A 25,777-nucleotide genomic window follows, 5' to 3' on the forward strand; every position below is an offset into this window, starting at 1 on the left:
CCGACCGGGGCCCGCCGAGACCGCCCGGGGCCGGGGCGCCCGGCACGAGTGAGAGGAGACCGCCGTCACCGGATTCGTGCTCCGCAGGGCGGGCACGGCGCTGGCCGTGCTCGCCGCCCTGTCGGTGTTCTGCTTCCTCATGCTCGACCTGGCCCCCGGCGACCCCGCGCGGTCGGTGCTGGAGGCCCGGTCCGGCGGGCGGCCCGTGCCCGACGCCGACGTGGCGGCGGCGCGCGCCGCCATGGGCCTGGACGCCCCGCTCCCGGTCCGGTACGCCGACTGGCTCGGCGGGGTCGTCACCGGCGACCTCGGCTCCTCGTACATGACCGGGCGCCCGGTCGCCGACCAGGTGGCCGACGCCCTGCCGTGGACCCTCCTGCTGGCCGCCGCCGCCACCGTGTTCAGCCTGGCCGGGGCCGTGGCCCTGGGGCTGGCCGCCGGGCTGGCCCGGTCGGAGGCGGTGCGCCGGGGCATCGGGCTCGCGGTCTTCGCCCTCGGGGGCCTCCCCGGCTTCGTGGCCGCCCTGCTGCTGCTGTTCGCGGGCTCGGTGTGGCTGGGCTGGTTCCCCTCGGGCGGCATCGGGCGCCCCGGGCAGCCGCCCGACGCCGCGACCGTCGCGGTGTCGGTGGTGCTTCCGGCGCTCGCCCTGACCCTGGGCCACCACTTCGGCGTCTACGTGCGCCTGGTGGAGACCGGGGTGCGCCGGGTCCGCTCGTCCCCGCACGTGGCGGCGGCGCACGCGCGGGGGCTGCCCCCGGGCGCGGTGCGCCTGCGGCACGTACTGAAGCCGGGGCTGGTGCCGTTCGCGGCGCGCTTCGGCGTCGGCGTCGCCCAACTGCTGGCGGGGGCGTACGCGGTGGAGGTGGTGTTCGCGTGGCCGGGCATGGGGCGGCTGGCCCTGGAGGCGGCGCAGACGCAGGACTACCCGGTGCTGCTGGCGGTCGTCCTGATCACCGGAGCGATCGTGGTGGCGGCCAACCTGGCGGCCGACATCGCCGCCGCCCGCCTCGACCCGCGGGTCCGACTCGTCAGGGAGGCATGACATGGGCGGAACCACCGCCCCGCTCGCCCCGCGGGCCGCCACCCCCGCCGCGCTCCTCGCCCCCCGGGCGCGGGGGCGCGGCGGGCTCACCGCCGGGCTCGCGTTCCTGGCGGCCATGGTGCTCGCCGCCGCGCTCGCCCCCCTCCTGGCCGGGCACGACCCGCTCGCCACCGACACCTCCGCCACCGGCCTGCCCCCGGGCTCCCCCGGCCACCCGCTCGGCACCGACCAGCTCGGCCGGGACCTGCTCTCCCGCATGCTGTACGGCGCCCGCTACTCGCTGCTCGTCGGCGCGGCCGCCGCCGTCCTGACCGTCGCCGCCGGGACCGCCCTCGGCGCCGCCGCGGCGCTCGCCCCCCGCTGGCTGGACGCCCTGGTCACCCGCACCGCCGACGCCCTCCTGGCGCTGCCGATGATCCTGGTCGCCCTCACCCTGGCCGCCGTCGCCGGGCCGTCCCCGGCCACCGTCGTGCTGGCGATCGCCGCCACCGGCTGGATGCCGGTCGCCCTCATCGCCCGGGCCGAGGTCCGGGCGCTGCGCGAGCGGCCCTTCGTGCGCGCCGCCCGCTCCCTCGGGCACTCGCGCACCCGGATCCTGCTGCGGCACCTGGTGCCCAACGCCCTGCCGCCGATCTCCGCCGTCGCCGCCTTCGAGGTCGGCCACGCCATCCTGACCGAGTCCACGCTCAGCTTCCTCGGACTCGGCATCCCGCCGAACATCCCGAGCTGGGGGAACATGCTCACCGACGCGCGCGCCCTGCTGCTCACCGGCCAGTGGTACACGGTCGCCCTCCCGGCCGGGGCCATCGTGGCCGCCATCATCGCCGTGAACGCCGTCTCCACCGGGCTGGAGCGCCCCGGCGCCGGGGAGGGGAGGACGTGGTGAACGCCCCGGACACCGCCGCCCCGAACACCGGCGCCCCGGACCCGGGGGCCGCCCCCGTCCTGGACGTCTCCGGCCTGCGGGTGGAGGTCGGCGGCCGCCGCGTCGTCGACTGCCTCGACCTGGTGCTGCGCGCCGGGGAGGCGACCGCCCTGGTGGGGCGCAGCGGCAGCGGCAAGAGCCTGACCGCGCGCGCCCTGGCGGGCCTGCTCCCCGAGGGCGCCGCGCGCTCCGGGAGCGCCCGGTTCACCTCCGGCGACGGCGCCGGCGCCGACCTGCTGTCCCTGCCGCCGGGCCGGATGCGCGCCCTGCGCGGCCCGGGCATCGGCTACGCCTTCCAGGAGGCGCAGGCCAGCCTCAACCCGACGGTCCCCGTCGGCGCGCACCTTCAGGAGACACTGAAAGCGCACGGCGTGGCGCGGGACCGGCGGCGGGCACGGGGCCTGGCCGCCCTGCGCGGCGCCGGGCTGGAGGCCCCCGAACGCCTGTGGCGGGCCTACCCCTTCGAGCTGTCCGGCGGGCAGGCGCAGCGGGTGGCCCTCGCCCTGGCCTGCGTGCTGGACCCCCGGCTGCTCATCGCCGACGAGATCACCTCGGCCCTCGACCCGCTCACCCAGGCCGGAGTCCTGGACACGCTGCGCGCCCGTACCGCGGCGGGCGGGTCCCTGCTGCTGATCACCCACGACCTGGCGGTCGCCGCGCGCTGGGCCGACCGGGTCGCGGTGCTCGACGGCGGCCGCATCGCCGAGTCCGGCCCCGCGGAGGAGGTGCTGCGCTCCCCGCGGCACCCCTTCACCCGGGAGCTGGTCCGCGCCGCGGAGCCCGGCGGACGCGTCGGGGCCCACCCCGCCTCCGCCGGGTCGGCGCCCGGTGCGCCCGCCGCAGCGGCCGCCCGGACGGCCGGAGGCGCCCGGTGAGCGCCGCGATCGACCTGTCGGGGGTCGTACGCCGCCTCGGCGGCCGCCGACGCCGTGTCGAGGCGCTGAGCGGCGTCAACCTCGTTGTCGCCGAAGGGGAGGCGGTGGCCGTCGTCGGCCCCAGCGGCTCGGGCAAGTCGACCCTGGTGGGGGTGGCCGGGCTGCTCGACCGCCCGCAGGAGGGGCGGGTGGGCGCCTTCGGCGCGCCCGACGTCTGGGCCCTGCCCGACCGGGAGCGGCGCGCGCTGCGCCGCCGCTTCGGCTGGGTGCCCCAGGACGCGCTCAGCTCCTTCGACCCCCGCCACACCGCGGGCAGGGCGGTCGCCGACGCCCTCCCCTCCGGGACCGGGCGGCGGGAGGCCGCCGCCCGCGTCGCCGGGCTGCTGGAGCGGGTCGGCCTGGACCCCGCCGTCGCCGGGCGCCGCCCCACCGCGCTGTCCGGCGGCGAGCGGCAGCGGGTGGCCCTGGCCCGCGCGCTGGCGGTGCGCCCGTCGGTGCTGCTGGCCGACGAGCCCACGAGCGGCCTGGACGTGCTGGCCCAGGAGCGGGTCCTGGACCTGCTGGAGGCCGAGGCGCGCGGCCGGACCCTGGTCATGGTCACCCACGACCTGCGGGTGGCGCGGCGCATGGCCGACCGGATGGTGGTGCTGGAGGGCGGGCGGCCGGTGGCCGACGTGCCCGCCTCCATCGGCCTGGAGGAGGCCGAACGGCGCGCCCCGGTCCTGGCGGGGATGATGGCGGCGACGCCTTAGGGGGTGTCGCGGAGCGGCCGGTCCGAACGCGGAAGCGGGCCGCCGTGGTGGCGGCCCGCTACGCGCCTGCCGGGGAGGCCGTGGGCCTCCCCGGGGACTGGCTTACTCCCCCCGGATGCGGCACGAGCCGGGGAGATCACTCCGAGCGCTGGCTGGGGATCCCGGCCAGAAGCGCCCGTACTTCCGTCTCGCGGTAGCGACGGTGGCCGCCCAGCGTCCGAATCGAGGTCAGCTTGCCGGCCTTGGCCCAGCGCGTGACGGTCTTGGGGTCCACGCGGAACATGGTGGCGACCTCGGCAGGGGTCAACAGGGGCTCCGCCTCGGGCGTGCGAGTTGACATGTGTACGGCCTCTCCTCCTGGATCTGTGTGCCGATCCTGAGCCTTAATCCTGGCACTTGGCCCGGATGTCCAATATTGCCCTCTAGGTCTATATTGGCATCACCCGAGGTGATTGCACAGCCACTTAACGCGACTTGGTCTGATGGGAGGCCCCAAAGTCGCCCAAGTGCTGCGTCACGCTGAGTGATTCTAGCGACACGTTTAGTGGCATGTGGCGTATTCGGTCAAAACTTCGTTCTCCGGCCCTGTTTTTCTCGATCCGGCGGACCGAAAGTGCTACGGCGGGCCGGGCGCTAACCCCTCCGAGCCGGGCCGCCGCGGAGGATGTCCGCAGGTGGCGGCCTGGGGGCCGGGGCGGCTCGGGGGAGGGGCCGGTGACCGGTGTACAGGTCTACTCCCATCGACCGCCCCCTTGCGGCATGCCCGGATCCTCCGCGTGGCACGGGTTGCCGGTTACCGAGAGTGCGCTCGGTGACCGGTTGGACACAGTCTATGTGGTTGTCTATCGACTGGTATGCCCACTTTCGTCGGCGATGATGCCGACTTGGGAAGCTCGCCCCGGCTTGACCTGCCCTGACGTGCGAAGAAATTAGTGGCCCTGCGTGAGAAACCTGGTACACCAGGTTGCCCCCGGGCGTGGCGCGGGGTCCCGGACATGAGGGAATCTCATGTTGAGGCGCTCCGGAACCGGACCAGGACCGTGCCGACACGTGACCCTCCGTTGGGGCCCCGTCGGAAAAGACAGGGGGCGGGCGTCCTCGGGGGGCGCGCAAGGGCGGGGGGAGTGCGGAGGCGGCCGGGAGAGGGGCGGGGCGGGCTCGGAGAGGCGGGCCGGGGCCCCGGCCCGCCGGACGCCTCCCAGGGCGTGTTTCTCGGATCAGGCCCTACCGCGCGCCCAGGCGCGCCCTAGTTGGCGTGCTCCAGGGCCTGGACCGCCTTCCAGCGCTCGGTGACGCGCTGGTACATCGCCACCGCCAGCTCGTCCTCGCCGTTGTCCAGCCCGTTCACGGCCGCGTCGATCTCGGCCACCGACTCGTCCTCGCGCAGCGCCTCGTCGTCGAGCAGGTACACCAGGCCGCCGTAGTCCAGCTCCAGCAGCGCCTCGGGGTGGGCCACCGCCGCCAGCCAGTCCTCCAGCCGCTCGGCACCGGCCAGCGGGGCGCTGTCGCCCACGTGCTCCTGCAGCACCCCCACCACGTGCTCCAGCCGCTCGCGGGCGCGCGCCACCTCGGTCACGTACAGCAGCACCCGCGGCGGCGCCGCGACCGAGTCCGCGCCGCGGTCCAGCATGAGGCACCGCTCCTCGGGGGCGAACGGCGCGAACCACGGCAGCGGCACCGTCCAGGTGCTCGTCAGGATGCGGGTGCGCAGCGGCTCGCCGCGCTCGCGCCAGCGGCGGAACGCCTCGTCGGCGTCCTCGCAGACGCTGTCGGGGAGATAGGCCGGGCGCAGCCGGGCCGGGGTCGCGTCGCGGAACTCGCGCAGCCCCAGCCAGGAGCGCAGCCGGGTCTGCCACGGGCAGACGTAGGTGCGCCCGCCCATCCGCCGCACGTAGGCGTCACCGCTCTCGGCCCGGGGGGCGGGCACCGGCGGCGCCGACGCCAGCCGCCGCAGGCTGTCGCGGTGCTCGGCCGCCAGCGCCTCGACCCTGCGCGGCCGGTCCGCGGATTCGGCGTACTCCTTCCAGTACGCGCGCTCTGCGCTGGGAAACGCCTCCAAGGGCTGGTATACGCGGAGATAGGCGGTGTAGGGCAGCACGATCGCATCCTGGCATACGACACGGCGCCGGGGCACCCGTCCCGGGGCGGCCCGTGTGCGGTATCGCTCCCGTTAGGCGTGGGCGGCGTAGGCAGGTCGGTTGTAAACCGGGTACGGTTGTATCCGTACGTAAGCTGGCGCCAGTCGTCAGTGCGCTGACGGTCGTCAGCCCGGCATTGCGGTTTTGCTAGTGATCTGGGGTTTCGCCAAACCCAATCGTTGAGGGGGTCGAGCCAATGGGGCGCGGCCGAGCCAAGGCCAAGCAGCAGAAGGTCGCTCGGAGGCTGAAGTACAGCACCGGCGGGACCGACCTCGATCGGCTGCGGGCGGAGCTGGGTGTCGCTGAGGATGAGAACGGGGCGCCGTCGGATGCGGCGGGGGGCCCGGATCAAGAGCCTTACGACGACCTGGTCGAGCGCTACGCGGATCTGGCGGAGAGGTACTCTTCGCCCGACGGTCCCTCGGATGAGGGTTCCGGCCGCTCGGAGGACGTCCGCTAGCACCCCGCCCGCACGGGCGTCCGGACGTGCAGACAGGCATAGCCGGGCCGAGCCGCTTCGGTGGGTCGTCCCGGCCATGCCTGTCTGCGGAAGCGCGCGAGGGGCGCTCCCCGAGGGGAGCGCCCCTCACGCGTGCTCCCGGTAGGCGCCGTGCATGCGCACCCGGCCCGACCCCTCCGTCACGGTCCCGGCGCGCCAGGCGGGCACGCCCCGGTCGGCCAGCAGGCGCAGCGCCGCGTCGGCGTCGCCGCCGTCCACCAGGGCCACCATGCCCACACCCATGTTGAAGGCCGACTCCATGTCCGCGCGCTCCACACCGCCCGCCTCGGCGATCAGGCCGAACACCGGCTGCGGCGCCCAGGTGGAGCGGTCCACATCGGCGTCGGCGGTCGGCGGCAGCGAGCGCTCCAGGTTGGCGGCCAGTCCGCCGCCGGTGATGTGCGCGAAGGCGTGCACCCCGACCCGGGCGGCCAGCTCCAGGCAGTCCTTGGCGTAGATGCGGGTGGGCTCCAGCAGCTCCTCGCCGAGGGAGCGGCCGAACGCGGGAACGTGCGCGCGCAGGTCCAGCCCGGCGGTGTCCACCACCCGGCGGATCAGCGAGTAGCCGTTGGAGTGCGGGCCGGAGGAGGCCATGGCGATCACGGCGTCACCGGGGCGCACCCGGTCCGGGCCCAGGACGGCGTCGGCCTCCACCACGCCGGTGGCGGCCCCGGCCAGGTCGTACTCGCCGGGACCCATCGCCCCCGGGTGCTCGGCGGTCTCCCCGCCGATGAGCGCGCACCCCGCCTGGGCGCACCCCTCGGCGATGCCGCCGACGATCTCGGCGACGCGCTCGGGGACCACCTTGCCCACGGCGATGTAGTCGGTCATGTAGAGCGGCTCGGCCCCGGCGACCACCAGGTCGTCCACGACCATGGCGACCAGGTCCCGGCCGATGGTGCCGTGCGCGTCCAGCTCCTGGGCGAGCATCACCTTGGTGCCGACGCCGTCGGTCGAGGTGGCCAGCACCGGGGCGGTGTACGTGGACACGTCCAGCCGGAACAGCCCGGCGAAGCCGCTGGCGTCGGCCATCTGCTCGGGCCGGGCCGTACGCGCCACGTGCCGCTTCATCAGGTCGACCGCGCGCTCTCCGGCGGCGATGTCGACACCGGCGGCGGCGTAGGCCGACGGGGACCCGGCGGGGTCGGCGCCCTGTGCCACGGGAATACCTCTCAAGCTCGTCAACGGGGGCGGTGCGCGCCGGGCCCACGACGGGCCCGTGCGCGGGGGGCCGCTCAGGCCGGCGAGCCCGCCTTGGGCACGCCGCAGGCCTTCTCCAGCAGGTACTTGCCGCGGGAGGCCTCGTCCACCTCGATCGGGTACACCCCGTCGAAGCAGGCGCGGCAGAGCCGGTCCTTGGCCACGTCGGTGGCGGCGACCAGCTCGTCCAGGGCGATGAAGCCCAGGGAGTCGGCGCCGATCGAGGCGCGGATCTCCTCGGTGCTGAGGTTGCCCGCGATCAGCTCGGCCTTGCTGGCGAAGTCCACGCCGTAGTAGCAGGGCCACATCACCGGGGGGCTGGAGATGCGCACGTGCACCTCGGCGGCCCCGGCCTCGCGCAGCATCCGCACCAGCGCGCGCTGGGTGTTGCCGCGCACGATGGAGTCGTCCACCACGACCAGGCGCTTGCCCTCGATGACGTCGCGCAGGGGGTTGAGCTTGAGGCGGATCCCGAGCTGGCGCAGGGTCTGGCTGGGCTGGATGAAGGTCCGGCCCACGTAGGAGTTCTTCACCAGGCCCTGGGCGAAGGGGATGCCGCTGCCGCGGGCGTAGCCGACCGCGGCGGGGGTGCCCGACTCGGGCACCGGGATGACCAGGTCGGCCTCGGCCGGGTGCTCCTCGGCCAGGCGGCGGCCGACCTCCACCCGGGTGGAGTTGACGTTGCGCCCGGCGATGGTGGTGTCCGGGCGGGCCAGGTAGACGTACTCGAACAGGCAGCCCTTGGGCTCGGCGGCGGCGAAGCGCATGGAGCGCACGCCGCGCTCGTCGATGGTGAGCATCTCGCCCGGCTCGATCTCGCGCACGAACGTGGCGCCGACGATGTCGAGCGCGGCGGTCTCGCTGGCCACCGCCCAGCCGCCCTCCAGGCGCCCCAGCACGAAGGGGCGGATGCCCTGCGGGTCGCGGGCGGCGTAGAGGGTGTTCTCGTCCATGAACACCAGCGAGAACGCGCCCTGCACCTTGGGCAGCAGGTCGAGCGCGGCCTCCTCGGTGGTGCGGCCCCCGCCCTGGGCGAGCAGGTTGGTCAGCACCTCGGTGTCGGTGCTGGCGCCGATCCGGTCGTCGGGCAGCATCGCCGCGAGCTCGGGCGTGTTGATCAGGTTGCCGTTGTGGCCCAGGGCCAGGCCGCCGTCGCGCGCCGTGTAGAACGTCGGCTGGGCGTTCTTCCACACGGGGGAGCCGGTCGTGGAGTACCGGCAGTGCCCGATCGCGAGGTGGCCTTTGAGGGACTCCAGGGTCGACTCGTCGAAGACCTGGGAGACCAGGCCCATGTCCTTGTAGACGACGATGCGCTCGCCGTCGCTCAGGGCGATGCCCGCGGACTCCTGGCCGCGGTGCTGGAGTGCGTAGAGGCCGAAATAGGTGAGCTTGCTGACTTCTTCGCCGGGTGCCCAGACACCGAACACACCGCATTCGTCCTGTGCGGGGCGCTCGAACGGGTCGAGGTCCATGCTGAGCCGGCCGTCGGGTTGCGACACGCTTTCAGCTTAGTGCCTGCCTGGGCCCTGTGTGTCACCCGGGGGTTCATTCGGCGTCCCTCAGCGGCAGGAACGGCCCCAGGTCGGCGCGTTCCCCGCTGGCCGCGACGGCGTGCCCGCCGACCGCCGCGTCCCAGTCCCGCAGCCCCGCGGCCAGCTCCAGCCAGGTGCGCGGGGCGGCCTCCACGACCCCCGGGGGCGTGCCGCGGGTGTGCCGGGGCCCCTCGACGGCCTGGACGGCGCCGAACGGCGGGACCCGCACCTCCAGGGCGTGTCCGGGCGCCCGGGCGCTGAGCTCGTCCAGGGTGCCGCGGACGGCGGCGCGCACCGCGGCCCGGACCGGGGACGCGCCCCGGCGGTAGGCCTCCAGCACCGCGTCCACGCAGGCCCACAGGGCGGGTCCGGGGCGGTCGGGTCGGTCGTAGGGCGGCAGGTCCAGGGCGGCGCGCTGGGCGTCGAGCGCTTCGCGCAGGGCGGCCTGGCGCCGCTGGGCGGCGGTCGGGCGGGAGGGCATGGGGGAAGGGTAGTCGTCCCCGTCCGGGTGGTTGCCCCGTCGGCGGCGTCCCGGGAAACTGTCCAGTGGCGGAACTCGTCGCGTCGTCCCGGTGAACGCCGGGCGTCCCGCGCGTGGAGAGGGGGTGCCGGGGCGTGCGCACTCTGGTGTTCTCCTGTGAGCCATGTCCCGTTCGCGGACCTTCCCTGTGGGCCCCGGTACGCCCGGGCGCCGCCCCGCCGCCGGTAACGGGCGAACCAGGGCGGTTAGGATGAACGCGCAGCCGGGGCGGGTCGCCCGGCGTGCGATCCGCGAACGAACCCGCGCCGACAGTGCGACCAATATGTCCGAATGATCCCCGTACCATCCACACGGACGACCCACCGCACTTCGGGAGTTGGATGTGCGCCTGCGCCTGACACCGCGTGATGACAGCTACTACGAGATGTTCGCCGATTCCGCGAACAACCTGGTCATCGGGGCGCGGCTGCTGGCCGAGCTGATCGGCGACGGTGGCGACCGCGACGCGATCGGCGAGAAGATGCGGGCCTGCGAGCACGCCGGTGATGAGCGCACCCACGCCATCATGCGCAGGCTCAACGGCCGCTCCTCGACGCCCTTCGACCGGGAGGACATCTACAAGCTCGCCTCGTCGCTGGACGACGTGATGGACGCGATGGACGCCGCGGTCGACCTGATCGGCCTGTACCGGCTGGAGCGGCTTCCCAAGGGCATCATCGACCAGGTGGAGGTGCTGGAGCGGGCCGCGGAGCTGACCGCCGAGGCGATGCCCCGGCTGCGCACCATGAAGGACCTGGCGCGGTACTGGATCGAGATCAACCAGTTGGAGAACCAGGCGGACCAGATCTACCGGCGGCTGCTGGCGCACCTGTTCGACGGCGGGTACGACGCGCTGACGGTGATGAAGCTCAAGGACGTGGTGGAGGAGCTGGAGGCCGCCGCCGACGCCTTCGAGCACGTGGCCAACACCGTGGAGACCATCGCGGTCAAGAAGTCCTAGGGCCTGGCCCGGGGAACACGCCCGAGGTGCCTGCCCTCCGCCCGCCGGTCGTGTGGGAAGCGGCCCTGAGACCGCTCCGGCAGCGCCGTCCCCCCGAGATCGAAGGGGGCGGCCCGCGCCGCGCGGACGCTCCCACAGGTCCACGCGCGGCGCGGGCCGCGTGTCCCGCCGTACGGCCCGCACCCCGTACGGCGGGACGGGACCGCCTCGGCGCCGTCCCCGCGGCCCCCGGGGAGAGGGGCGCGGGTCGTCCGGTGGCGGCGCTCGGCGGTCCGTTCTGCCGCGCGCTACCCGACCTGCGGTGCGCGCGCGACGATCAGCGGTGCGGGGTCGTCGCCTTCGTGGAAGACGCGGACCCGGTCGCACCGGAAGTCCATGGTCACGTACGAGCCCTTCGGCACGAGAACGGCGTCCACGCGGGGGTTCTCCCGCTCGATGACGCGCTCGGCCGTGTGGGCGTCGGCTCCCGCCAACTCGGGCCAGGACTGCTTGCCCTGGCACTGGGCGGTGCCGGTGGGATCGCCGGCTCCGGCCTCGGCGGCCCCGGCGGTGGCCGGGAAGAGCGCCGTGAAGGCGGTCGCGCAGGCGAGGACGGAACCCGCGAGGATAACGCGGTGCATTGGTGTTCCCTTCCAACTTGTGATTGCGAGGGACACTGCAGAATGTAGCAACGAATGGCCGGACGTGCATTACGGCCCGATCACGCGGGGGTTGCCCGGAGCGTCCGCGTTGAAATTCGGTGAAAAGGGCAGGTGGCGGGCGTGTGCGCCGTCATTGTCTACCGTATGGCGGCCCGGTCGTTGAATGTCGCACTAAATTAAGGTCCGGTCGCGCTCCGTGAAGGTGCTGGTCGCGACGGTACGAAGGGTGGGAGCGCGCCCGCGGTGGCCGGAGCTGTGACGGGTGTGTCCTTCTTCACATCACATGGACGCCGTGTTCCGATCCGGAGTTCCCTGGCGCCGTGAACTGCGGAGGTTTTCGCCGGGTGCGGCCCGGGAACGTATCCGGGTTTTTATTTCTCCTGGGTAACACGCATTCGCGTGGTCGGGATCCCGCCGGTTCCGGAATGAGAAAAGGGCGGCGGGGAGGTCCCCGCCGCCCGCGCCGGGCGCCCGGTGGTCAGCCGAAGCGGCCGGTGATGTAGTTCTCGGTCTCCTGCTCGTCCGGCTTGGTGAAGATCTTGTTGGTCTCGCCCATCTCGATCAGCCTGCCGGGCTTGCCGGTGCCGGCCAGGTTGAAGAACGCCGTCCGGTCGCTCACCCGCGCCGCCTGCTGCATGTTGTGGGTGACGATGACGATCGTGTACTCCTCCTTGAGCTTGTGGATGAGGTCCTCGATCGCCAGCGTGGAGATGGGGTCCAGGGCCGAGCAGGGCTCGTCCATGAGCAGCACGCTGGGCTCCACCGCGGTGGCCCGGGCGATGCACAGCCGCTGCTGCTGGCCGCCGGACAGGCCCGCACCGGGCTTGTTCAGCCGGTCCTTGACCTCCTCCCAGAGGTTGGCCCCGCGCAGCGAGCGCTCCACCAGGTCGTCGGCCGCGGCCTTGTTCATGCGCTTGTTGTTGAGCTTGGCCCCGGCGATGACGTTGTCGTAGATGGACATGGTGGGGAAGGGGTTGGCCTTCTGGAAGACCATGCCCACCTCGCGCCGGACCTCGACCGGGTCCACGTCGGCGCCGTAGATGTCCATGTCGTCGAGCATCACCTTGCCGTCGACCCGCGCGCCGGGGGTGACCTCGTGCATGCGGTTGAGGGTGCGCAGGAACGTCGACTTGCCGCAGCCCGACGACCCGATGAAGGCCGTCACCGACCGGGGCTCGATGGTCATGGAGACGTCCTCGACCGCGAGGAAGTCGCCGTAGTAGACGTGCAGACCGGAGACGTCGATTCGTTTGGCCACTGGTAGTCCTCAGGTGTCTCTAGCGTGTGTCGGTGGATCGTCGTGCCGGTCAGCGGCCGAGTTTGGGTGCGAACAGGCGGGAGACCAGGCGCGCGGCCAGGAACAGCAGCATGACGATGGCGATCAGCGTCAGCGCCGCGGCCCAGGCGCGCTCCATGTTGACCGCCCCTCCCATGCGCACCTGCGAGTAGATGAAGACCGGCAGGCTCATCATCTGCCCGTTGAACAGGTTCCAGTTGATCGCCACCGCCGAGGACCCGGCGGTCAGCACCAGGGGCGCCGTCTCTCCGATAACACGGGCCAGGGCCAGCATGATTCCCGTGGTCAGACCGGCCACGGCGGTGGGCAGGACCACCTTCACGATGGTCAGCCACTTGGGCACGCCCAGCGCGTAGGAGGCCTCCCGCAGCTCCTGCGGCACCAGCCGCAGCATCTCCTCGCTGGAGCGCACCACGACCGGGATCATCAGCACGGCCAGCGAGACGGCGCCGGCCGCGCCGTTGGTCTGTCCGGGGCCGAAGAGCATCATCCACAGGGCGACCACGAACAGCCCGGCCACGATGGAGGGGATGCCGGTCATCACGTCCACGAAGAAGGTGATGGCCTTGGCGAGCCTGCCGCGCCCGTACTCGACCAGGTACACCGCGGTGAACAGGCCGATCGGGATGGAGATCAGCGCCGCCAGCCCGGTGATGGCCACGGTGCCGACGATGGCGTGGTAGACGCCCCCGGCGTCCATGCTCGGCGTCACGCCGTTCATGGAGACCGTGAGGAAGTAGCCGTCGAGCCGCTTGAGCCCCTCCAGGACCACGGTGGTCAGCAGCGACAGCAGCGGCAGCATGGCGGCGCCGAAGCAGATGTAGACCACCGTGGTGACCAGGCGGTCCTTGGCCTTGCGCGGGTTCTCCACGGACGCCGAGGCGGCGCCGATCACCACGGCGTACAGCACGGCGGTGATCAGGCCGGCGCTCACCAGGTGGAAGGAGCCGACGGCGAACAGGGCGCCGGAGGCGGCGAGCGCGCAGACCGCCAGCACCGCGGGGGGAGCCAGGCGCGGCAGGGAGCGGCCGCGCATGGAGCGCTGGGCCTGGGGCCCGTCACCGGCCGAGCCGGTGGACTGCGGTCGGGTCGTGGTGGTCATTTAGGAGAACTCCTTGCGCCGCGCGACGACGAACCGGGCGCCCATGTTGACGACCAGGGTGATGGCGAACAGCACCAGGCCGGCGGCGATCAGGGCGGAGACGCCGTACCCGGTGGCCTCGGGGTACTGCAGCGCGATGTGCGCCGCGATGGTCTGGTTGCCGCTCTGCAGCAGGAACGGCGAGATCACCAGCGCGGGGGACAGGATCATGGCCACCGCCATGGTCTCGCCCAGGGCGCGGCCCAGGCCCAGCATGGCGCCGCCGATGACGCCGGGGCGGCCGAAGGGCAGCACCGCCATGCGGATCATCTCCCAGCGGGTGGCGCCCATCGCCAGGGCGGCCTCCTGGTGGCCCTGGGGGACCTGCTTGAACACGTCGCGCGACATCGCGGTGATGATCGGCAGGATCATCACCGCGAGCACGATGCCGGCGCTGAGCATCGTGCGGCCGGTGGTGGAGACCGGCCCGGCGAACAGCGGGATCCAGCCCAGGTAGGTGTTGAGCCCGTCGTAGAAGCCCTGCAGCTCGAAGACGAGGTAGCCGATGCCCCAGAGGCCGTACACCACGCTCGGGATGGCCGCCAGCAGGTCCACCAGGTACCCCAGGACGGCGGCGATGCGGCGCGGGGCGTAGTAGACGATGAACAGCGCGATGCCGATCGCGATCGGGGTGGCGATCACCAGCGCGATGGCCGCGGCCAGCACCGTGCCGAAGGCCAGCGCCGCGACGCCGAAGGCCGGGTTCTCACGGGTGTTGGCGTCCCAGGACTCGGTGGTGAAGAAGTTGGCGGTGTTGGCCGACAGCGAGTCGGAGGACTGGATGAGCAGGAAGGCCGCCACCCCCGCCAGGATCGCCAGGATCAGGATCCCCGACCCGCGGGCGGTATTGGCGAAGACGACGTCGCCCACGCGGCGCTTTCCCCGGATCTGAGGGGGCGCCGTCGCTGACGGGTCCGTGGTGGTCATGTGAGACTCCGGTCGAAATGGGTCACGGTTCGCCCCCGGGCGAACAAGGGTTGTCCTCGGTACATGCCATGACAGGGCCGTCTACATTCTGGGGTGCCGCCGGGGGCGCTTCGACCACATCCCGACGCGGCGCGCCGCACACCCGTGCGGACCGGATCGGGGGCACGCGCACGCCAAGGGCGGGGACGGCGCCGGTGCGGCGCCCTCCCCACCCTGAGGCGGCCCTGCTTCGCGGAATCAGGACTCCGCGGAGATCGCGTCGATCGTGCCCTGCAGGGACTCGCGGGTCTGGTCGCTGAGCGGGGCCGAGCCGGCCTCCTCGGCGACGGCCTGCTGGCCCTCCTCGCTGACGACGTAGGAGAGGTAGCTCTTGACCAGGTCGGCCTCGTTCTGGTCGCCGTAGACCATGCAGGCGATCTCGTAGGAGACCAGCACGATCGGGTAGGCGCTGGAGTCGTCGGTGGTGTAGTCCAGCTCGATCGCGTGGTCGTTGTCGGAGTTGCCCTCGCGCTGCGGCGAGGCGTCCACGATGGCGGCGGCCGACTCGGGGCTGTACTCGACGAAGTCGTCGCCGACACCGACCGCCGCGGTGCCCAGCTCGCCGACGTGCGAGGCGTCGACGTAGCCGATGGTGCCCTGGCCGCCCTCGACGGCCGAGACCACGCCGGAGGAGCCCTGGGCGGCCTCGACCGGCTCGATCGGCCAGTCGCCGCTGACCTCGTGCGGCCAGGCGTCGCCGGCGGCCTCGGAGAGGTAGGCGACGAAGTTCTCGGTGGTGCCGGACTCGTCCGAGCGGTTCACCGGGACGATGTCGGTGTCCGGCAGGTCGGCGTCCGGGTTGTCCTCGGCGATCGCGTCGTCATTCCACGTGGTGATCTCCTGGTTGAAGATCCCGGCGATCGTCTCGGGCGAGAGGTTGAGGGTGTCCACCCCGTCGAGGTTGAAGACCACGGCGATGGGGGAGATGTAGGCGGGAAGGTTGACCACCTCGGCGCCGTCGCAGCGCTCGACCGCCTGCTCGGTCTCGTTCTCGTCCAGCGCCGCGTCGGACCCGGCGAAGGAGACCGCCCCGTCGATGAACTGGGAGCGGCCCGCGCCCGAGCCGACCGAGTCGTACTGGACGGTGGTGCCCTCGCAGGCGCCCTCGTAGGCCGCCTTCCAGGTGGCCATCGCGTTCTCCTGGGAGCTCGCACCGGCCCCCGAGAGGGTCCCGCCGCCGTCGACGCACTCGGCGGAGCCGGCCGATGCCGCCCCTCCGCCGTCCTCGGGGTCGACGGCCTGGTCGCTGCCGCAGGCGGCCAGGGCCATCGTGCCGGCCAGTGCGATGCCGGTGTAGCCCGCGAACCGGCGGTACTTGAAGAGCTTCACAGCCCCGGTGTCCTTCCTCTGGACGTCCGAACCGACTTCCGTGGGCGAGCCCCGCGGTGACCCGTCGCGGTGATTTGTCCGGATCGACTCTCAAAGCTCCGCTGACCTCGCCAAATGCGACGTTAGGGAGGCGAGGTGACCAGCGGTCCCAGCGAGGGTGAACAAGGGGTGAACGGGGGGACGAGACTGGCCGAAGGCCAGTGGGAAAGCTCGTGGACGTGAGGTTAACCACGGCGCGCCCCTCTTGAGCGCGCCGCGGTGACCAGTGCGGGGCTGCGCTCAGTCGCCCGGAGCGTACATGACGTCGCCGTCCCAGACCTCGAATCCCAGCGACTCGTACAGGCCCACGGCGGCCCGGTTGTCCTCGTCGACATAGAGCAGCACCCAGGGCAGGCCGCGGTCGCGCAGGTACCGCACCCCGGCCAGGGTCAGCAGGCGGCCGAGGCCCGTGCCCTGCCAGGACGGGTCGACCCCGACCACGTACACCTCGCCGACCGGTTCGCCGTCGGTCAGCCCCGCGCCGTCGGCGTGCACCTTGGTCCAGTGGAACCCGGCGATCCGCGCCCCTGAGGCCCCCGGCGCGCCCTGCCCGCCGGTCTCCTCGGCCACGAAGAAGCCCTCGGCGTCGAACCACGGCTCGGCCTGGCGCTGCCGCAGGTCCTCCAGCGTCACCCCGCCCTGCTCGGGGTGGTCGGCGAAGGCCGCCGCGTTGGTGCGCAGCCAGGCCGCCTCGTCCTCGCCGGGGCGGAAGGCCCGCACCCGCACCCCGTCGGAGACGGCGCCGGAGGGCTCGGCCTCGGGCAGGTCCACCGGGGCGCCGTCGCCGCCGCGCAGCCGCAGCCGCATCTTGAGCAGGCCGCGCGCCCGGTGCCAGCCCAGCGCCTCGGCCAGCCCCCGGGCGGAGGGCAGGCGGCCGTGCGCCCACACCCGCACCCCGGCGTCCCCGGCGTCGGCGCGCAGCGACCGGGCCAGCGCGGTCCCGTGCCCGCGGCGGCGGCGGCCCGGCGCCACCACCAGCTCGGCGGAGTCGGGCTCGTCGGCGGACTTCCCGGCGAAGGCGAACCCCGCCAGGTCGCCCTCCTCGACGAGCAGGTGGAAGCGGGCGGCGCCCTCGGGGGAGCCGTGGCGCACCCGCAGCACCGTCTGCTCGGACAGCGCCTCGGCGCCGTCCAGCGCGTGGGCCTCCTCCGCCAGCGCAAGGACGCGCGCGGCGTCCTCCTCGTCGAGCGAGCGAACGATGCGGACCTCGTCCATCGGCCTGCCTTTCCGGGTAGACGGCTCTCAGTCGTGCCTCAGCACTCGCTGCAGCTCCGGGAAGGCCCGGGTGTATTCCTCCAGGAGCGTGTGGGCCGCCTCCACCGAGTCCACCAGGGGGTGGGTGGCGAACGCGCGCAGGGCCGCCGTGCGCGACCCCGTGCGGACCGCCCCGATCACGTCGCGCTCGACCGCTTTGACCGCCCGGACCAGCCCCTCCTGATGGCCGGTGAGCGGCGCGGCGGCGAGGGGATGGGCGCCCGAACCGTCGACCATGCAGGGGAGCTCCACCACCGCGTCGGGGCCGATCCCCGGCAGGGCGCCGCGCCCGCGCGTGTTGACGATCAGGCGGGTGGGCTCGTCCCGGGCGACGGCGCGCATGACGGCCAGGGCCACCTCCTCGTAGCCGCCGCCGTCGAGGTCCTCGGCCTCGCGCTCGAACCCGCCCGAGGCGCGGCGGTTGTCGGCCATGTAGGTGCGCTCCCGCTCCAGGCGGGTGCGGTCCCACAGCTCATAGGCGTCGCCGGGGCGCTCCCGCGCCTCGTCGTAGAACCGCCGCTGCTGCTCCACGATCTGCTCCCCGCGCGTGCGCGGGGCCGCCCGGGCGGCCTGGAGGGCCTCGCGGGTGAAGTAGTAGTAGTGCAGGTACTCGTTGGGCAGGGCGCCGACGGCGCGGAGCCATTCGGCGCCGAAGAGCCGCCCCTCCTCGAAGGACTCCAGCGCGGGGGTGTCGGCGAGCAGGTCGGGCAGCAGGTCGCGGCCGCCGGAGCGCAGGCCCCGCACCCACCCGAGGTGGTTCAGTCCGGCGTAGTCGATGTGCACGTCCGCCGGGTCCAGCCCCAGCGCGCGGGCGGCGCGGCGGCCCAGCCCCACGGGGGAGTCGCAGATGCCCACCACGCGGTCGCCCAGGACGCCCGCCATCGCCTCGGTCACCAGTCCGGCCGGGTTGGTGAAGTTGACCAGCCAGGCGTGTGGGGCGTGCTCGGCCACGTCGCGCGCGGCCGCGAGCGCCTCGGGAAGGGTGCGCAGACCGTAGGAGATCCCGCCCGCGCCGACCGTCTCCTGACCCAGTACGCCGGCGTCGAGGGCGATGCGCTCGTCCAGGACGCGGCCCGGCATGCCGCCGACCCGCATGGCCGAGAACACCATCCCCGCCCCGTCCAGGGCCGCGGCGCGGTCGGTGGTCGCGTGCACCGGGACGTCGGCGCCGGAGCGCTCGCGCTGGACGGCGAGGACGGCCGCGACCGCGTCGAGGCGTCCGGGGTCGGTGTCGTGCAGAGCCACCTCGGTCACGACCGGGTCGCCCCGCAGGGCGTCCGCGAGCAGGGCACGGTAGACGAGGGGGACGCGGAATCCTCCCCCTCCGAGGATCGTCAGACGCACGCCGACAGCGTATCGGCGCCGCGGAGCCGCCACAGGGGGACGGCGGAGGACGGCGGGAAGCGCGCGTGGGCGGCGCATGTGGCCCCGGCACCCCCCTGGTGCGGGAACGGCGTGGCCGATTCCGGCGCGACACGTCGGCCCCGAGTGCATAACCTGCTGGCACACACTCCATGGCCGATTGGAGGAGCACATGGAGGAGCAGAGCCGCGCGCTCGAATCCCTTCCGCTCGTGGGCGAGCGCAGGGACGTCCTGGCCGGAGAGCGGGGGCCGGAAGGAGAGGGCCCCGAGATCGACCTCGCGCTGAGCGGGACGGTGTTCTTCGACATCGTCCTGACCGGGCTCAACGCCCCGCCCGCGCCCGGGACCGAGGTCGGGGCGCAGGGGATGGGGTCGTGCCCCGGCGGCGTGGCCAACCTCGCCGTGGCCGCCTCGCGGCTGGGCCTGCGCACCGCCGTGGCCGCCGCCTTCGGGGAGGACGTCTACGGCGACTTCGCCTGGGAGACCCTGGGGCGCCAGGAGAAGGTGGACCTGAGCGCGTCCAAGCGCTTCCCCGACTGGCACTCGCCGTTCACGGTGTCGCTGGCCTGGAAGGGCGACCGGGGCATGGTCACCCACGAGCACCCGCCGCCCGAGCCGGTCGAGCGGCTGGCCGAGGCGCTGCCGCAGGCGCGGGCCGCCTTCGTGGGGCTGAGCCCCGGTGGCCCGGTGCCCGAATGGGCGGCGCGCCAGGCCGAGGGCGGGGCCCGGATCTTCGCCGACGTCGGGTGGGACGACAGCCAGACCTGGTGCTCATCGGTGCTGGACCAGCTCGACCACTGCTACGCGTTCATGCCCAACGCCATCGAGGCGATGTCCTACACCCGCACCGGCAGCCCGTCCTCGGCGCTGTCCGCGCTGGCCGACCGGGTGCCGGTGGCGGTGGTCACCGACGGGCCCCGCGGGGCGCTCGCGGTGGACCAGAGCACCGGGGAGACCGCGGAGGCCGAGGGCGTGGTGCTGGAGGGCGTGGACACCACCGGCGCGGGCGACGTGTTCGGGGCCGCGTTCATCGTCGGCACCCTGGCCGCCTGGCCGCTGGAGCGGCGGCTGCGCTTCGCCAACCTGTGCGCCGCGCTGTCGGTCCAGCACACCGGCGGGTCCCTGTCCGCTCCGGGCTGGGCCGACGTGGCCGCCTGGTGGGGCGGCGTGCGCGGCGGCGCCGCGGGCGAGGGGTACGGGTTCCTGTCGGAGCTCGTCCCCATGGAGTGGATGCCCACGGACCGCCGCCGCGCCAGCGCGACGATCGGCCTGCGCGCCTGACCCGGACGGGTCAGGCGCGGCCCGCCCCCTCGGCGGCGCCGTCCCCGGTGCCCCCGGTGCCCTGGGCGGCTTCGGCGGAGGGGTCCTCGGCCGCGGAGATCTCCAGCTGGAAGTCGCCGTCGTGGTCCTGGGCCCCGGCCACCACCGCGGCGGTGACCACCTCCTCGGCCTTGGCCGAGCGCAGCACCATCGGGTCGCGCCGCAGGTCGCGCACGAGCGCCACGCACAGCAGCAGCAGGATCACCGTGAACGGCGCGGCGACGATGATCGTGAGCGTCTGCAGGCCGCTGAGCGCGTCGCTGCCCCCGGCCAGCATCATGGTCGCGGCGACGCCGCCCATCATCAGGCCCCAGAAGACGGTGATCGGCCGCTTGGGCTCGATCGCGCCGCGCTGGGACATGGTGCCCATGATGATCGAGGCCGAGTCGGCGCCGGTGATGAAGAAGATGCCGATCAGCACCATCACCACCAGGGCCGCGAAGGTGAACGCGGGGAACTCCTTGAGCAGCCCGAACAGCTGCGCCTCGGTATCGCCCGCCGCCGACAGGTCGGTGCCGTTGATCTGCAGGAAGAGCGCGTTGCCGCCCATCACGGCGAACCAGACCAGGCTCAGCGCGCTGGGCACCAGGATGACGCCGCCGACGAACTCGCGGACGGTGCGCCCGCGGCTGATCCGGGCGATGAACATGCCCACGAACGGCGACCAGGAGATCCACCAGGCCCAGTAGAAGATCGTCCACCCGGACAGCCACTCCTCGGCGCCCTCCGCGGTGTCGGCGGTGCGCCCGGCGTTGGCGAAGAAGTCCTGGAAGTAGGCGCCCAGGGAGGTCGGGATCAGGTTGAACACGAACACCGTCGCGCCGGTGGCCAGCAGGAAGACCAGGACGGCCAGGGCCAGCACCAGGTTGGTGTTGGACAGCCACTGGATGCCCTTGGCCACGCCGGACACGGCCGAGGCCAGGAAGCACAGCAGCAGCACGCCGATGATGGCGAGCAGGACGGGCTCGGTCGGCTCGCCGATCCAGCCGATCTGGCGCAGGCCCTCGGCGATCTGCAGGGTGCCCAGGCCCAGCGAGGCCGCGGTGCCGAACAGGGTCGCGAACAGGGCGAAGACGTCGATCAGGCGGCCCAGGGCGCCGTTGGCGTGCCGCTCGCCGATCAGCGGGGTGAACGCGGCGCTGATGAGCTGGCCGCGGCCGCGCCGGAAGGTGCCGTAGGCGATCGCCAGGCCCACCACCGCGTAGATCGCCCAGGGGTGCAGGGTCCAGTGGAAGAGGGTGGTGGACATCGCGTGCCCCACGGCCGCGCCGGTCTCGGCGCCCCCGGTCCCCGGCGGAGGGGTGAGGAAGTGCCCCAGGGGCTCGCCGACGCCGTAGAACACCATGCCGATGCCCATGCCCGCGCCGAACATCATGGAGATCCAGGAGACCGTCCGGAACTCGGGCTCCTCGTCGTCGCGGCCGAGCCGGATGTTGCCGTACCGGCTGAACGCCAGCCACAGCGCGAACACCACGAACACCGAGGAGGCGAGGACGAAGACCCAGCCGCCGTTGTGCATGAGCGCCTGGAGCGCCCCGGCCGAGATGCCCTTGAGCGAGTCCTTGTTCACCACGCCCCAGACGAGGAACGCGATGGAGAGCGCCGCCGCCACGCCGAACACGATCCGGTCGGTCGTGGGCTTGAGGTCGGCCCGGGAGCGCTCCGGCGGCTCCCAGAGCAGGTCCTCTGTGCTGATCTCCCCCGTGGTGGGGCCGTTGCCGTTGTCTATCGCCACAGTTCCATCCGACGCTCCTGTATCAGGCGCGCCGCCTCCTTAATCCCACGGCTTCAGGGCAGGCGAACCGGCACCGCCTTCGGGGGAGGGGGGCGGTGCTGACGCCGGGTGCCGCCTGCGGACACACGTCCGCACGGCCGGGCACACCCGTACCAGGTTAGGAGGTGAAAGGTAAATAAAGCCCTGATGGCGGCATCTGTTACCTATCGAACAACGCGCGGTGAACGGCGCGAACCGCCTCGGGGCGGTCGGGGCGGGAGGCGGGCGGGGCCGCGCCCCCTGGGGCGGTGGAACCTCCGCCCGGCCGGGTCGGCCCGCTGGTTGCGGTTCGGGGGCGGACCGGGCCGCCTCCGAATCCTTGACCAGCGGCCGCCTTCGCCGGGCGGCCCACCCGCGCGCCCGGCCCTCAGATGCTCTCGGGCCACGTGCCGTCGATGGTCCGGCCGTGCCCCGGGCGGGTGCGGTCCAGCCAGTCCTGCAGCCCGCGCGCGTACTCCAGCGCCCAGCCGACCTGCCGCTCGTGCAGCTCGGGCAGCGGGAGCGCGGCGACCGCCGGGCGCCGGGCGCCGATCTCCCGGGCCAGCTCCAGGCAGGCGGCCGCGTCGCCCACGGCGGTGTGCGCCCCGTTCAGCTCGACCTCGTAGAAGGCGCACAGGTCGCCGAGGGTGCGGCGGCCCTTGCGGTAGGGGTCGGCTCCGCGGTCGATCACCAGCGGATCGATGATCGGGCCCACCCGCCCGGCCAGCCGCTCGGCCGGCGTGGGCAGCCCCAGGCGGCGCAGCTCGGCGGAGAGGATTCCCAGGTCGAAGGGGGCGTTGAAGACGGCCAGGCCGTGCCCGGCCGCCAGGTGCCCGGTGAGGGCGTCGGCGATCTGGGGCAGCACCTGCTCGGCGGGCAGGCCCTCGGCGCGGGCGCGCTCGGTGGTGATGCCGTGCACCTCGACCGCCTCCGGTGGGATCTCGCGCGGGCCCGGGTCGACCAGCCAGGTGCGGGCGGTCCCGTCCGGGGCGACCAGGGCCGCCGAGACCAGGAAGGCGGTGCGCGGGTCGGGGGAGGAGGTCTCGCAGTCGTACCCGGCGAGGGCGCCGGTGTGCCAGCCCGGGTGGCCGCCGCGCGGGGGCGCGGCCGGGCGCGGTGCGTGGCCGGTGCAGTAGACGCGCCAGCGCCCGTCCTCCTTGAGCGCCTCGCCGTCCCGGGCGGCGACGGAGGCCCCGCAGGCGGTGCAGGTCCCCGCATAGTTGTTGCGCATGGTGGGCCTCGCTTTCCCTGTGGTCGTCGGAAGCGTATCGCCGGGGTGCGACGGTTGAATCCGGAACGCCTGGAGAGAGGGGCGGGGACCCGGCGGCACATGCCCGGCGGGACCGGCGGGGCCGCCGGGGGACATGGCGCCCGCCGGGGCCGGGTACGTCCAATGGAGCCGGAGGGGCCGAAGGGTCGGCCGAAGGGGCAAGGAGGACGAGATGAGCATGGAAGAGGCCCAGCGCCAGCTCGAAGCCGCGATCCATGACGCGCGTGTGGCGTTCGACTGCATCGCCCTCGACGACCTGGAGCGGGCGCACACCAACTCCATCACCTCGCGGGCCGCCGTCGACGCCGCCGAATACGCCATCCGGGTCGAGCTGGAGAGCCGCGCCTCCGCCAAGGAGGACCAGGAGCAGGAACAGGGGTAGGGCGGGCCGCCGGACGGCCGGAGCACAGGGGGACGGGTCCGCCCCCGCCGGCGGGTGGGCCCCCTCTTCGGCCCTGCGGCGGCCGCCTGCGGCCAGGGGTGTCGAACACCTGTTCGCATGGGGCGGGTATGGTGGAGGTATGTCCGACCAGCAGCTTCCCGCGGAGTGGCCGGCGAGTGTGCACCCGCCCGGCGCCGAGTCGTTCGGGCAGACCGCCGTGGTGTGGCTGTTCGACCAGGTTCCCGCCGACTACCGGCTGCACGGGGTGCTGCGGCGCCACCCGGTGGCGCTGTCCCGGCTGGCGCGCATCCATGTCGCGTCCTGCCTGGAGGGCGCCCGGAAGGGGTACCGCACCGCCCGCGTCGAACTGCGCGACCACCTGCCCCCGCACGCCCTGGACCAGGTGATGAACGCCTACCTGGACGAGGGCAAGCGCACCGCCGCGCTGCTGCGCCAGGTCGAGGCGGTCGACGCCGCGCTGCGCGCGCAGGCCGCCGCCGAGGGCGGGGAGGGCGGCGCGGAAGGCGCGTCCGGGGCGGACGGCGGAGCGGAGGTCAGCCGCTGACCCGTACCACGACGGCCGCCTCGGGGCCGGTGTTGACCAGCCAGCGCCCGCCGCCGGAGCCCAGCGCGAGCGTGCGCCCGGCGGGGACCTCGCGCAGGGCGCGCATCCGGCCGTCCGGCGAGGTGGAGACCAGGTGGGCGCTCCCGGCCACCAGGCGCAGCACCGAGCCCGGGGCCGGGGCGTCCCCGGCGGGGGCGGGGAGCGCGGCGAAGCCGTTCGGCTCCAGGGTCAGGGTGCTCACCTTCATCCGCCCGGTGGCGTGGCGGCGGGCCGGGCGCGGTGCGGGCTGCCAGTGCCCGCGGCGCCGGGGCCACAGCGAGGGCCGGGCCAGGGCGGCGGCCGCAGCGGTGGCCGCCGCGGCGAGACGGCCCGGCGTGGGGGCGGTGCGGGGCGGTGCCAGGTGCGGGTAGGCGGAGCGGCGCCCCGCGTCGACGATGTCGCCGATGCCGTCCGGGCGGACGGCGGGGCGCTCGTCGGTGCGGCGCCCGCCGATGACGGCGGAGTGTGTCGGGGCGGGGACGGCGGGGGGGGGNGGGCGGGTACGGCGAGTGCGGAAGCGGCAGTGTTCGACACCGGAGTCGGATCCTCGGTCGTGCGAAAACGTGTGGAGGGGCGCCGCGGGACGGCGGCGCGGGCTGCGTTGTGCAGCAGGCGGCGGCGCTCGGCCGAGCCGCGGTCAGCGGCTCAAGGCGCGAAGGCGCGGTGCGCTACAGGAAAGGAAGGGTGCGCTCAGCGACACGAGGAGCGCGTACACGGCGACGGACACACGACGGCGGCCGCACGGCGGGAGGCCTCACGGGCCTGGCGGGCCATGACCGGTCGGGTCGCCTGGGTACGCGGATGCATGCGAACAAGGACACCAACCTGCGGGAACGCTGTCAAGCGGAACGGCGGAAACGGTGTGTCGGGTGCGTCACGGGAATCGTTGCGTGCGTCACAGGGATTTCGGTCGAATCCATTGCGGCGCGGGGGGTTCCGGTGGTGGCATGAGAGGCCCCGCGGGGCGGGGCCCGCGTGGGGGAGACGACCGAAGGGTGCGGTGTCCGTTGGCGGACGGCTCGTTGGCGCGCCTGCTGGTCCGGGCGGCGATCACGGTCGCGGCCGGGGTGATGGGCGCCGGGTTCCTGGGCTGGCGGGCCGGACTGCTCGTGGCCGCCCTCACCGCGCTCGGCTACCTGATCACGGCCGCCGCCGCGCCGCTGCTCGGACCGGCCTGGGCCCGCGGCCGGGTGCTGCGCGGCCTGCGCCGCCGCGGCTACCGCCTGGTCGCCGCGCCGTCGGGCCGGGTCCTGGCGGCGGGGCCGACGGGGGTGTACCTGCTGGACGCGCGGCACCGGCGGAACGCGGTGGCGCGCGGCGGGGGGACCTGGACGATCGGCGGCCGCCCGGCCGAGCGGGTGGTGGAGCGCCACACCGCGGCCGCCGCTCGGGCCGCTCGCGAGGTGGGCGCGGAGGAGGCGGTCCCGGTGCTGCTGGTGTCGGGCCGGTTGCCGAAGCCGGTGATGCGCGCGGGCGGGTCGGTCCTCGCGCGTCCGAAAGCGGCATTGCGCTTCATTCTGGACCGGCCCGAGGCCCCGGACGGTGCGGAGACCGCGGCGACGGTGGCGGCCGAGGCCCGCCGCCTATGGAGCCCGGACCCCGGAGAGCCCGGCCCCGTACACATGGGAGACCCGGAAGCCCCGGAAAACCCTGAGCGGTAGCCACTGGGCCCATGGGCCGGCCGGGTGTCGGGTCGGCGGAGCGCAAGGCGGAGCAGCAGCGAGGAGGACAGGGCAGCGGCCCTTGCGGCAGCGCTGACGATTGCACGGAGTGTGCATGGTCGCTGTTCTCGGCGGAGGAACGAGCCGGGCGGTTCCCCGGCCCTGCTTGCCGGGCGGCGGGCCGCTCGTGGTCGGGGTGGGCGGCGGCACAGCAGGTCCCCCGCTCAAGGCGCCCGGCCGGGCGGCGGGTCACCGGAGTGTGAGGGCAGGAGGCGGCGACGCAGGTCGGCGGCCCTTGCGGCAGCGTCGTCGT

At 73.9% G+C, this 25,777-nt stretch carries 25 protein-coding genes; 10 read left to right on the plus strand and 15 right to left on the minus strand.

All coding sequences use genetic code 11. The annotated features are described in order from the left end of the window. The first annotated feature begins 76 nt into the window (after positions 1 to 76). The 4 genes from D476_RS0122170 to D476_RS0122185 are packed head-to-tail and all read left to right on the plus strand — an operon-like array spanning position 77 to position 3,594. Positions 77 to 1,042: an ABC transporter permease gene (locus D476_RS0122170; RefSeq protein WP_017626113.1), complete on the plus strand. Its 966-nt coding sequence runs from the start codon at positions 77 to 79 to the stop codon at positions 1,040 to 1,042. A gap of 1 nt (position 1,043) precedes the next feature. Continuing rightward, a complete protein-coding gene (locus D476_RS0122175; protein ID WP_017626114.1) occupies positions 1,044 to 1,928 on the plus strand; it encodes an ABC transporter permease in 885 nt (294 codons plus the stop codon). Beyond that, positions 1,922 to 2,842 carry an ATP-binding cassette domain-containing protein gene (locus D476_RS34155; RefSeq protein ID WP_017626115.1) on the plus strand — a complete coding sequence of 307 codons (921 nt, stop codon included), beginning with the start codon at positions 1,922 to 1,924 and terminating at the stop codon, positions 2,840 to 2,842. Before D476_RS0122175 ends, D476_RS34155 begins: the two co-directional genes overlap by 7 nt. Then, on the plus strand, positions 2,839 to 3,594 hold the full coding sequence (locus D476_RS0122185; protein WP_017626116.1) for an ABC transporter ATP-binding protein: 756 nt from the start codon (positions 2,839 to 2,841) through the stop codon (positions 3,592 to 3,594). Before D476_RS34155 ends, D476_RS0122185 begins: the two co-directional genes overlap by 4 nt. Before the next feature lie 136 nt (positions 3,595 to 3,730). On the opposite strand, the gene bldC is transcribed toward D476_RS0122185, so the two are convergent. Continuing rightward, positions 3,731 to 3,934, minus strand: a complete 204-nt coding sequence (gene bldC, locus D476_RS0122190) for a developmental transcriptional regulator BldC (protein ID WP_011293174.1) — start codon at positions 3,932 to 3,934, stop codon at positions 3,731 to 3,733. A gap of 906 nt (positions 3,935 to 4,840) precedes the next feature. Beyond that, entirely contained in the window at positions 4,841 to 5,692 is an 852-nt protein-coding gene (locus D476_RS0122195; RefSeq protein WP_017626117.1) for a hypothetical protein, read from the minus strand. 236 nt (positions 5,693 to 5,928) lie between these two features. Between D476_RS0122195 and D476_RS0122200 the strand changes: the two genes are divergently transcribed. Next, complete coding sequence (locus D476_RS0122200) at positions 5,929 to 6,192, plus strand: DUF3073 domain-containing protein (protein WP_017626118.1); 264 nt, start codon at positions 5,929 to 5,931, stop codon at positions 6,190 to 6,192. Between the two features lie 126 nt (positions 6,193 to 6,318). Here D476_RS0122200 and purM read toward each other — a convergent pair whose 3' ends face one another. The 3 genes from purM to D476_RS0122215 form a co-directional block, all read right to left on the minus strand. Beyond that, on the minus strand, positions 6,319 to 7,392 hold the full coding sequence (purM, locus tag D476_RS0122205) for a phosphoribosylformylglycinamidine cyclo-ligase (protein ID WP_017626119.1): 1,074 nt from the start codon (positions 7,390 to 7,392) through the stop codon (positions 6,319 to 6,321). Positions 7,393 to 7,466: 74 nt separating this feature from the next. Continuing rightward, complete coding sequence (purF, locus tag D476_RS0122210) at positions 7,467 to 8,903, minus strand: amidophosphoribosyltransferase (RefSeq protein ID WP_017626120.1); 1,437 nt, start codon at positions 8,901 to 8,903, stop codon at positions 7,467 to 7,469. A 73-nt stretch (positions 8,904 to 8,976) separates the two neighbouring features. Beyond that, on the minus strand, positions 8,977 to 9,444 hold the full coding sequence (locus D476_RS0122215; protein WP_017626121.1) for a sterol carrier family protein: 468 nt from the start codon (positions 9,442 to 9,444) through the stop codon (positions 8,977 to 8,979). Between the two features lie 382 nt (positions 9,445 to 9,826). Here D476_RS0122215 and D476_RS0122220 point away from each other — a divergent pair, with 382 nt between their 5' ends. Beyond that, positions 9,827 to 10,444 carry a DUF47 domain-containing protein gene (locus tag D476_RS0122220; RefSeq protein WP_017626122.1) on the plus strand — a complete coding sequence of 206 codons (618 nt, stop codon included), beginning with the start codon at positions 9,827 to 9,829 and terminating at the stop codon, positions 10,442 to 10,444. Positions 10,445 to 10,731: 287 nt separating this feature from the next. Here the strand turns inward: D476_RS0122220 and D476_RS0122225 are convergent, their stop codons facing one another. The 7 genes from D476_RS0122225 to D476_RS0122255 form a co-directional block, all read right to left on the minus strand. Then, entirely contained in the window at positions 10,732 to 11,064 is a 333-nt protein-coding gene (locus D476_RS0122225) for a serine protease inhibitor (protein ID WP_017626123.1), read from the minus strand. Positions 11,065 to 11,563: 499 nt separating this feature from the next. After that, positions 11,564 to 12,343: a phosphate ABC transporter ATP-binding protein PstB gene (pstB, locus tag D476_RS0122230; RefSeq protein ID WP_017626124.1), complete on the minus strand. Its 780-nt coding sequence runs from the start codon at positions 12,341 to 12,343 to the stop codon at positions 11,564 to 11,566. Positions 12,344 to 12,392: 49 nt separating this feature from the next. Next, positions 12,393 to 13,484, minus strand: coding sequence for a phosphate ABC transporter permease PstA (gene pstA / locus D476_RS0122235; RefSeq protein WP_017626125.1), 1,092 nt, complete (start codon positions 13,482 to 13,484; stop codon positions 12,393 to 12,395). Further along, positions 13,485 to 14,450 (minus strand): phosphate ABC transporter permease subunit PstC, encoded by a 966-nt coding sequence (gene pstC, locus D476_RS0122240; RefSeq protein WP_026123749.1) that lies wholly within the window; start codon positions 14,448 to 14,450, stop codon positions 13,485 to 13,487. Between the two features lie 237 nt (positions 14,451 to 14,687). Continuing rightward, positions 14,688 to 15,818: a phosphate ABC transporter substrate-binding protein PstS gene (pstS, locus tag D476_RS0122245; RefSeq protein WP_017626127.1), complete on the minus strand. Its 1,131-nt coding sequence runs from the start codon at positions 15,816 to 15,818 to the stop codon at positions 14,688 to 14,690. A 279-nt stretch (positions 15,819 to 16,097) separates the two neighbouring features. Further along, the gene (mshD, locus tag D476_RS0122250) at positions 16,098 to 17,072 is read right to left on the minus strand and encodes a mycothiol synthase (protein WP_017626128.1); all 975 of its coding nucleotides are present in this window, start codon (positions 17,070 to 17,072) and stop codon (positions 16,098 to 16,100) included. 27 nt (positions 17,073 to 17,099) lie between these two features. Further along, entirely contained in the window at positions 17,100 to 18,455 is a 1,356-nt protein-coding gene (locus D476_RS0122255) for a 6-phospho-beta-glucosidase (protein ID WP_017626129.1), read from the minus strand. Between the two features lie 190 nt (positions 18,456 to 18,645). On the opposite strand from D476_RS0122255, the gene D476_RS0122260 reads away from it, so the two are divergent. Then, complete coding sequence (locus D476_RS0122260) at positions 18,646 to 19,755, plus strand: carbohydrate kinase family protein (RefSeq protein ID WP_017626130.1); 1,110 nt, start codon at positions 18,646 to 18,648, stop codon at positions 19,753 to 19,755. 10 nt (positions 19,756 to 19,765) lie between these two features. On the opposite strand, the gene D476_RS0122265 is transcribed toward D476_RS0122260, so the two are convergent. Together D476_RS0122265 and D476_RS0122270 are read right to left on the minus strand one after the other, a co-directional pair. Then, positions 19,766 to 21,529, minus strand: coding sequence for a BCCT family transporter (locus D476_RS0122265; protein ID WP_017626131.1), 1,764 nt, complete (start codon positions 21,527 to 21,529; stop codon positions 19,766 to 19,768). Positions 21,530 to 21,935: 406 nt separating this feature from the next. Next, positions 21,936 to 22,778: an exonuclease domain-containing protein gene (locus D476_RS0122270; protein WP_017626132.1), complete on the minus strand. Its 843-nt coding sequence runs from the start codon at positions 22,776 to 22,778 to the stop codon at positions 21,936 to 21,938. A gap of 211 nt (positions 22,779 to 22,989) precedes the next feature. Here D476_RS0122270 and D476_RS0122275 point away from each other — a divergent pair, with 211 nt between their 5' ends. Together D476_RS0122275 and D476_RS34160 are read left to right on the plus strand one after the other, a co-directional pair. Further along, positions 22,990 to 23,199 carry a hypothetical protein gene (locus D476_RS0122275; RefSeq protein WP_017626133.1) on the plus strand — a complete coding sequence of 70 codons (210 nt, stop codon included), beginning with the start codon at positions 22,990 to 22,992 and terminating at the stop codon, positions 23,197 to 23,199. A gap of 139 nt (positions 23,200 to 23,338) precedes the next feature. Then, positions 23,339 to 23,764: a hypothetical protein gene (locus D476_RS34160; protein WP_017626134.1), complete on the plus strand. Its 426-nt coding sequence runs from the start codon at positions 23,339 to 23,341 to the stop codon at positions 23,762 to 23,764. On the opposite strand, the gene D476_RS39280 is transcribed toward D476_RS34160, so the two are convergent. After that, complete coding sequence (locus D476_RS39280; RefSeq protein WP_017626135.1) at positions 23,754 to 24,005, minus strand: hypothetical protein; 252 nt, start codon at positions 24,003 to 24,005, stop codon at positions 23,754 to 23,756. The two genes, D476_RS34160 and D476_RS39280, sit on opposite strands and share 11 nt — an antisense overlap. An 805-nt stretch (positions 24,006 to 24,810) precedes the next feature. Here D476_RS39280 and D476_RS34165 point away from each other — a divergent pair. Then, a complete protein-coding gene (locus D476_RS34165; RefSeq protein WP_017626136.1) occupies positions 24,811 to 25,464 on the plus strand; it encodes a hypothetical protein in 654 nt (217 codons plus the stop codon). Positions 25,465 to 25,777: the final 313 nt, after the last annotated feature.

It is taken from the genome of Nocardiopsis chromatogenes YIM 90109, from assembly GCF_000341185.1.
Classification (GTDB): domain Bacteria; phylum Actinomycetota; class Actinomycetes; order Streptosporangiales; family Streptosporangiaceae; genus Nocardiopsis_A; species Nocardiopsis_A chromatogenes.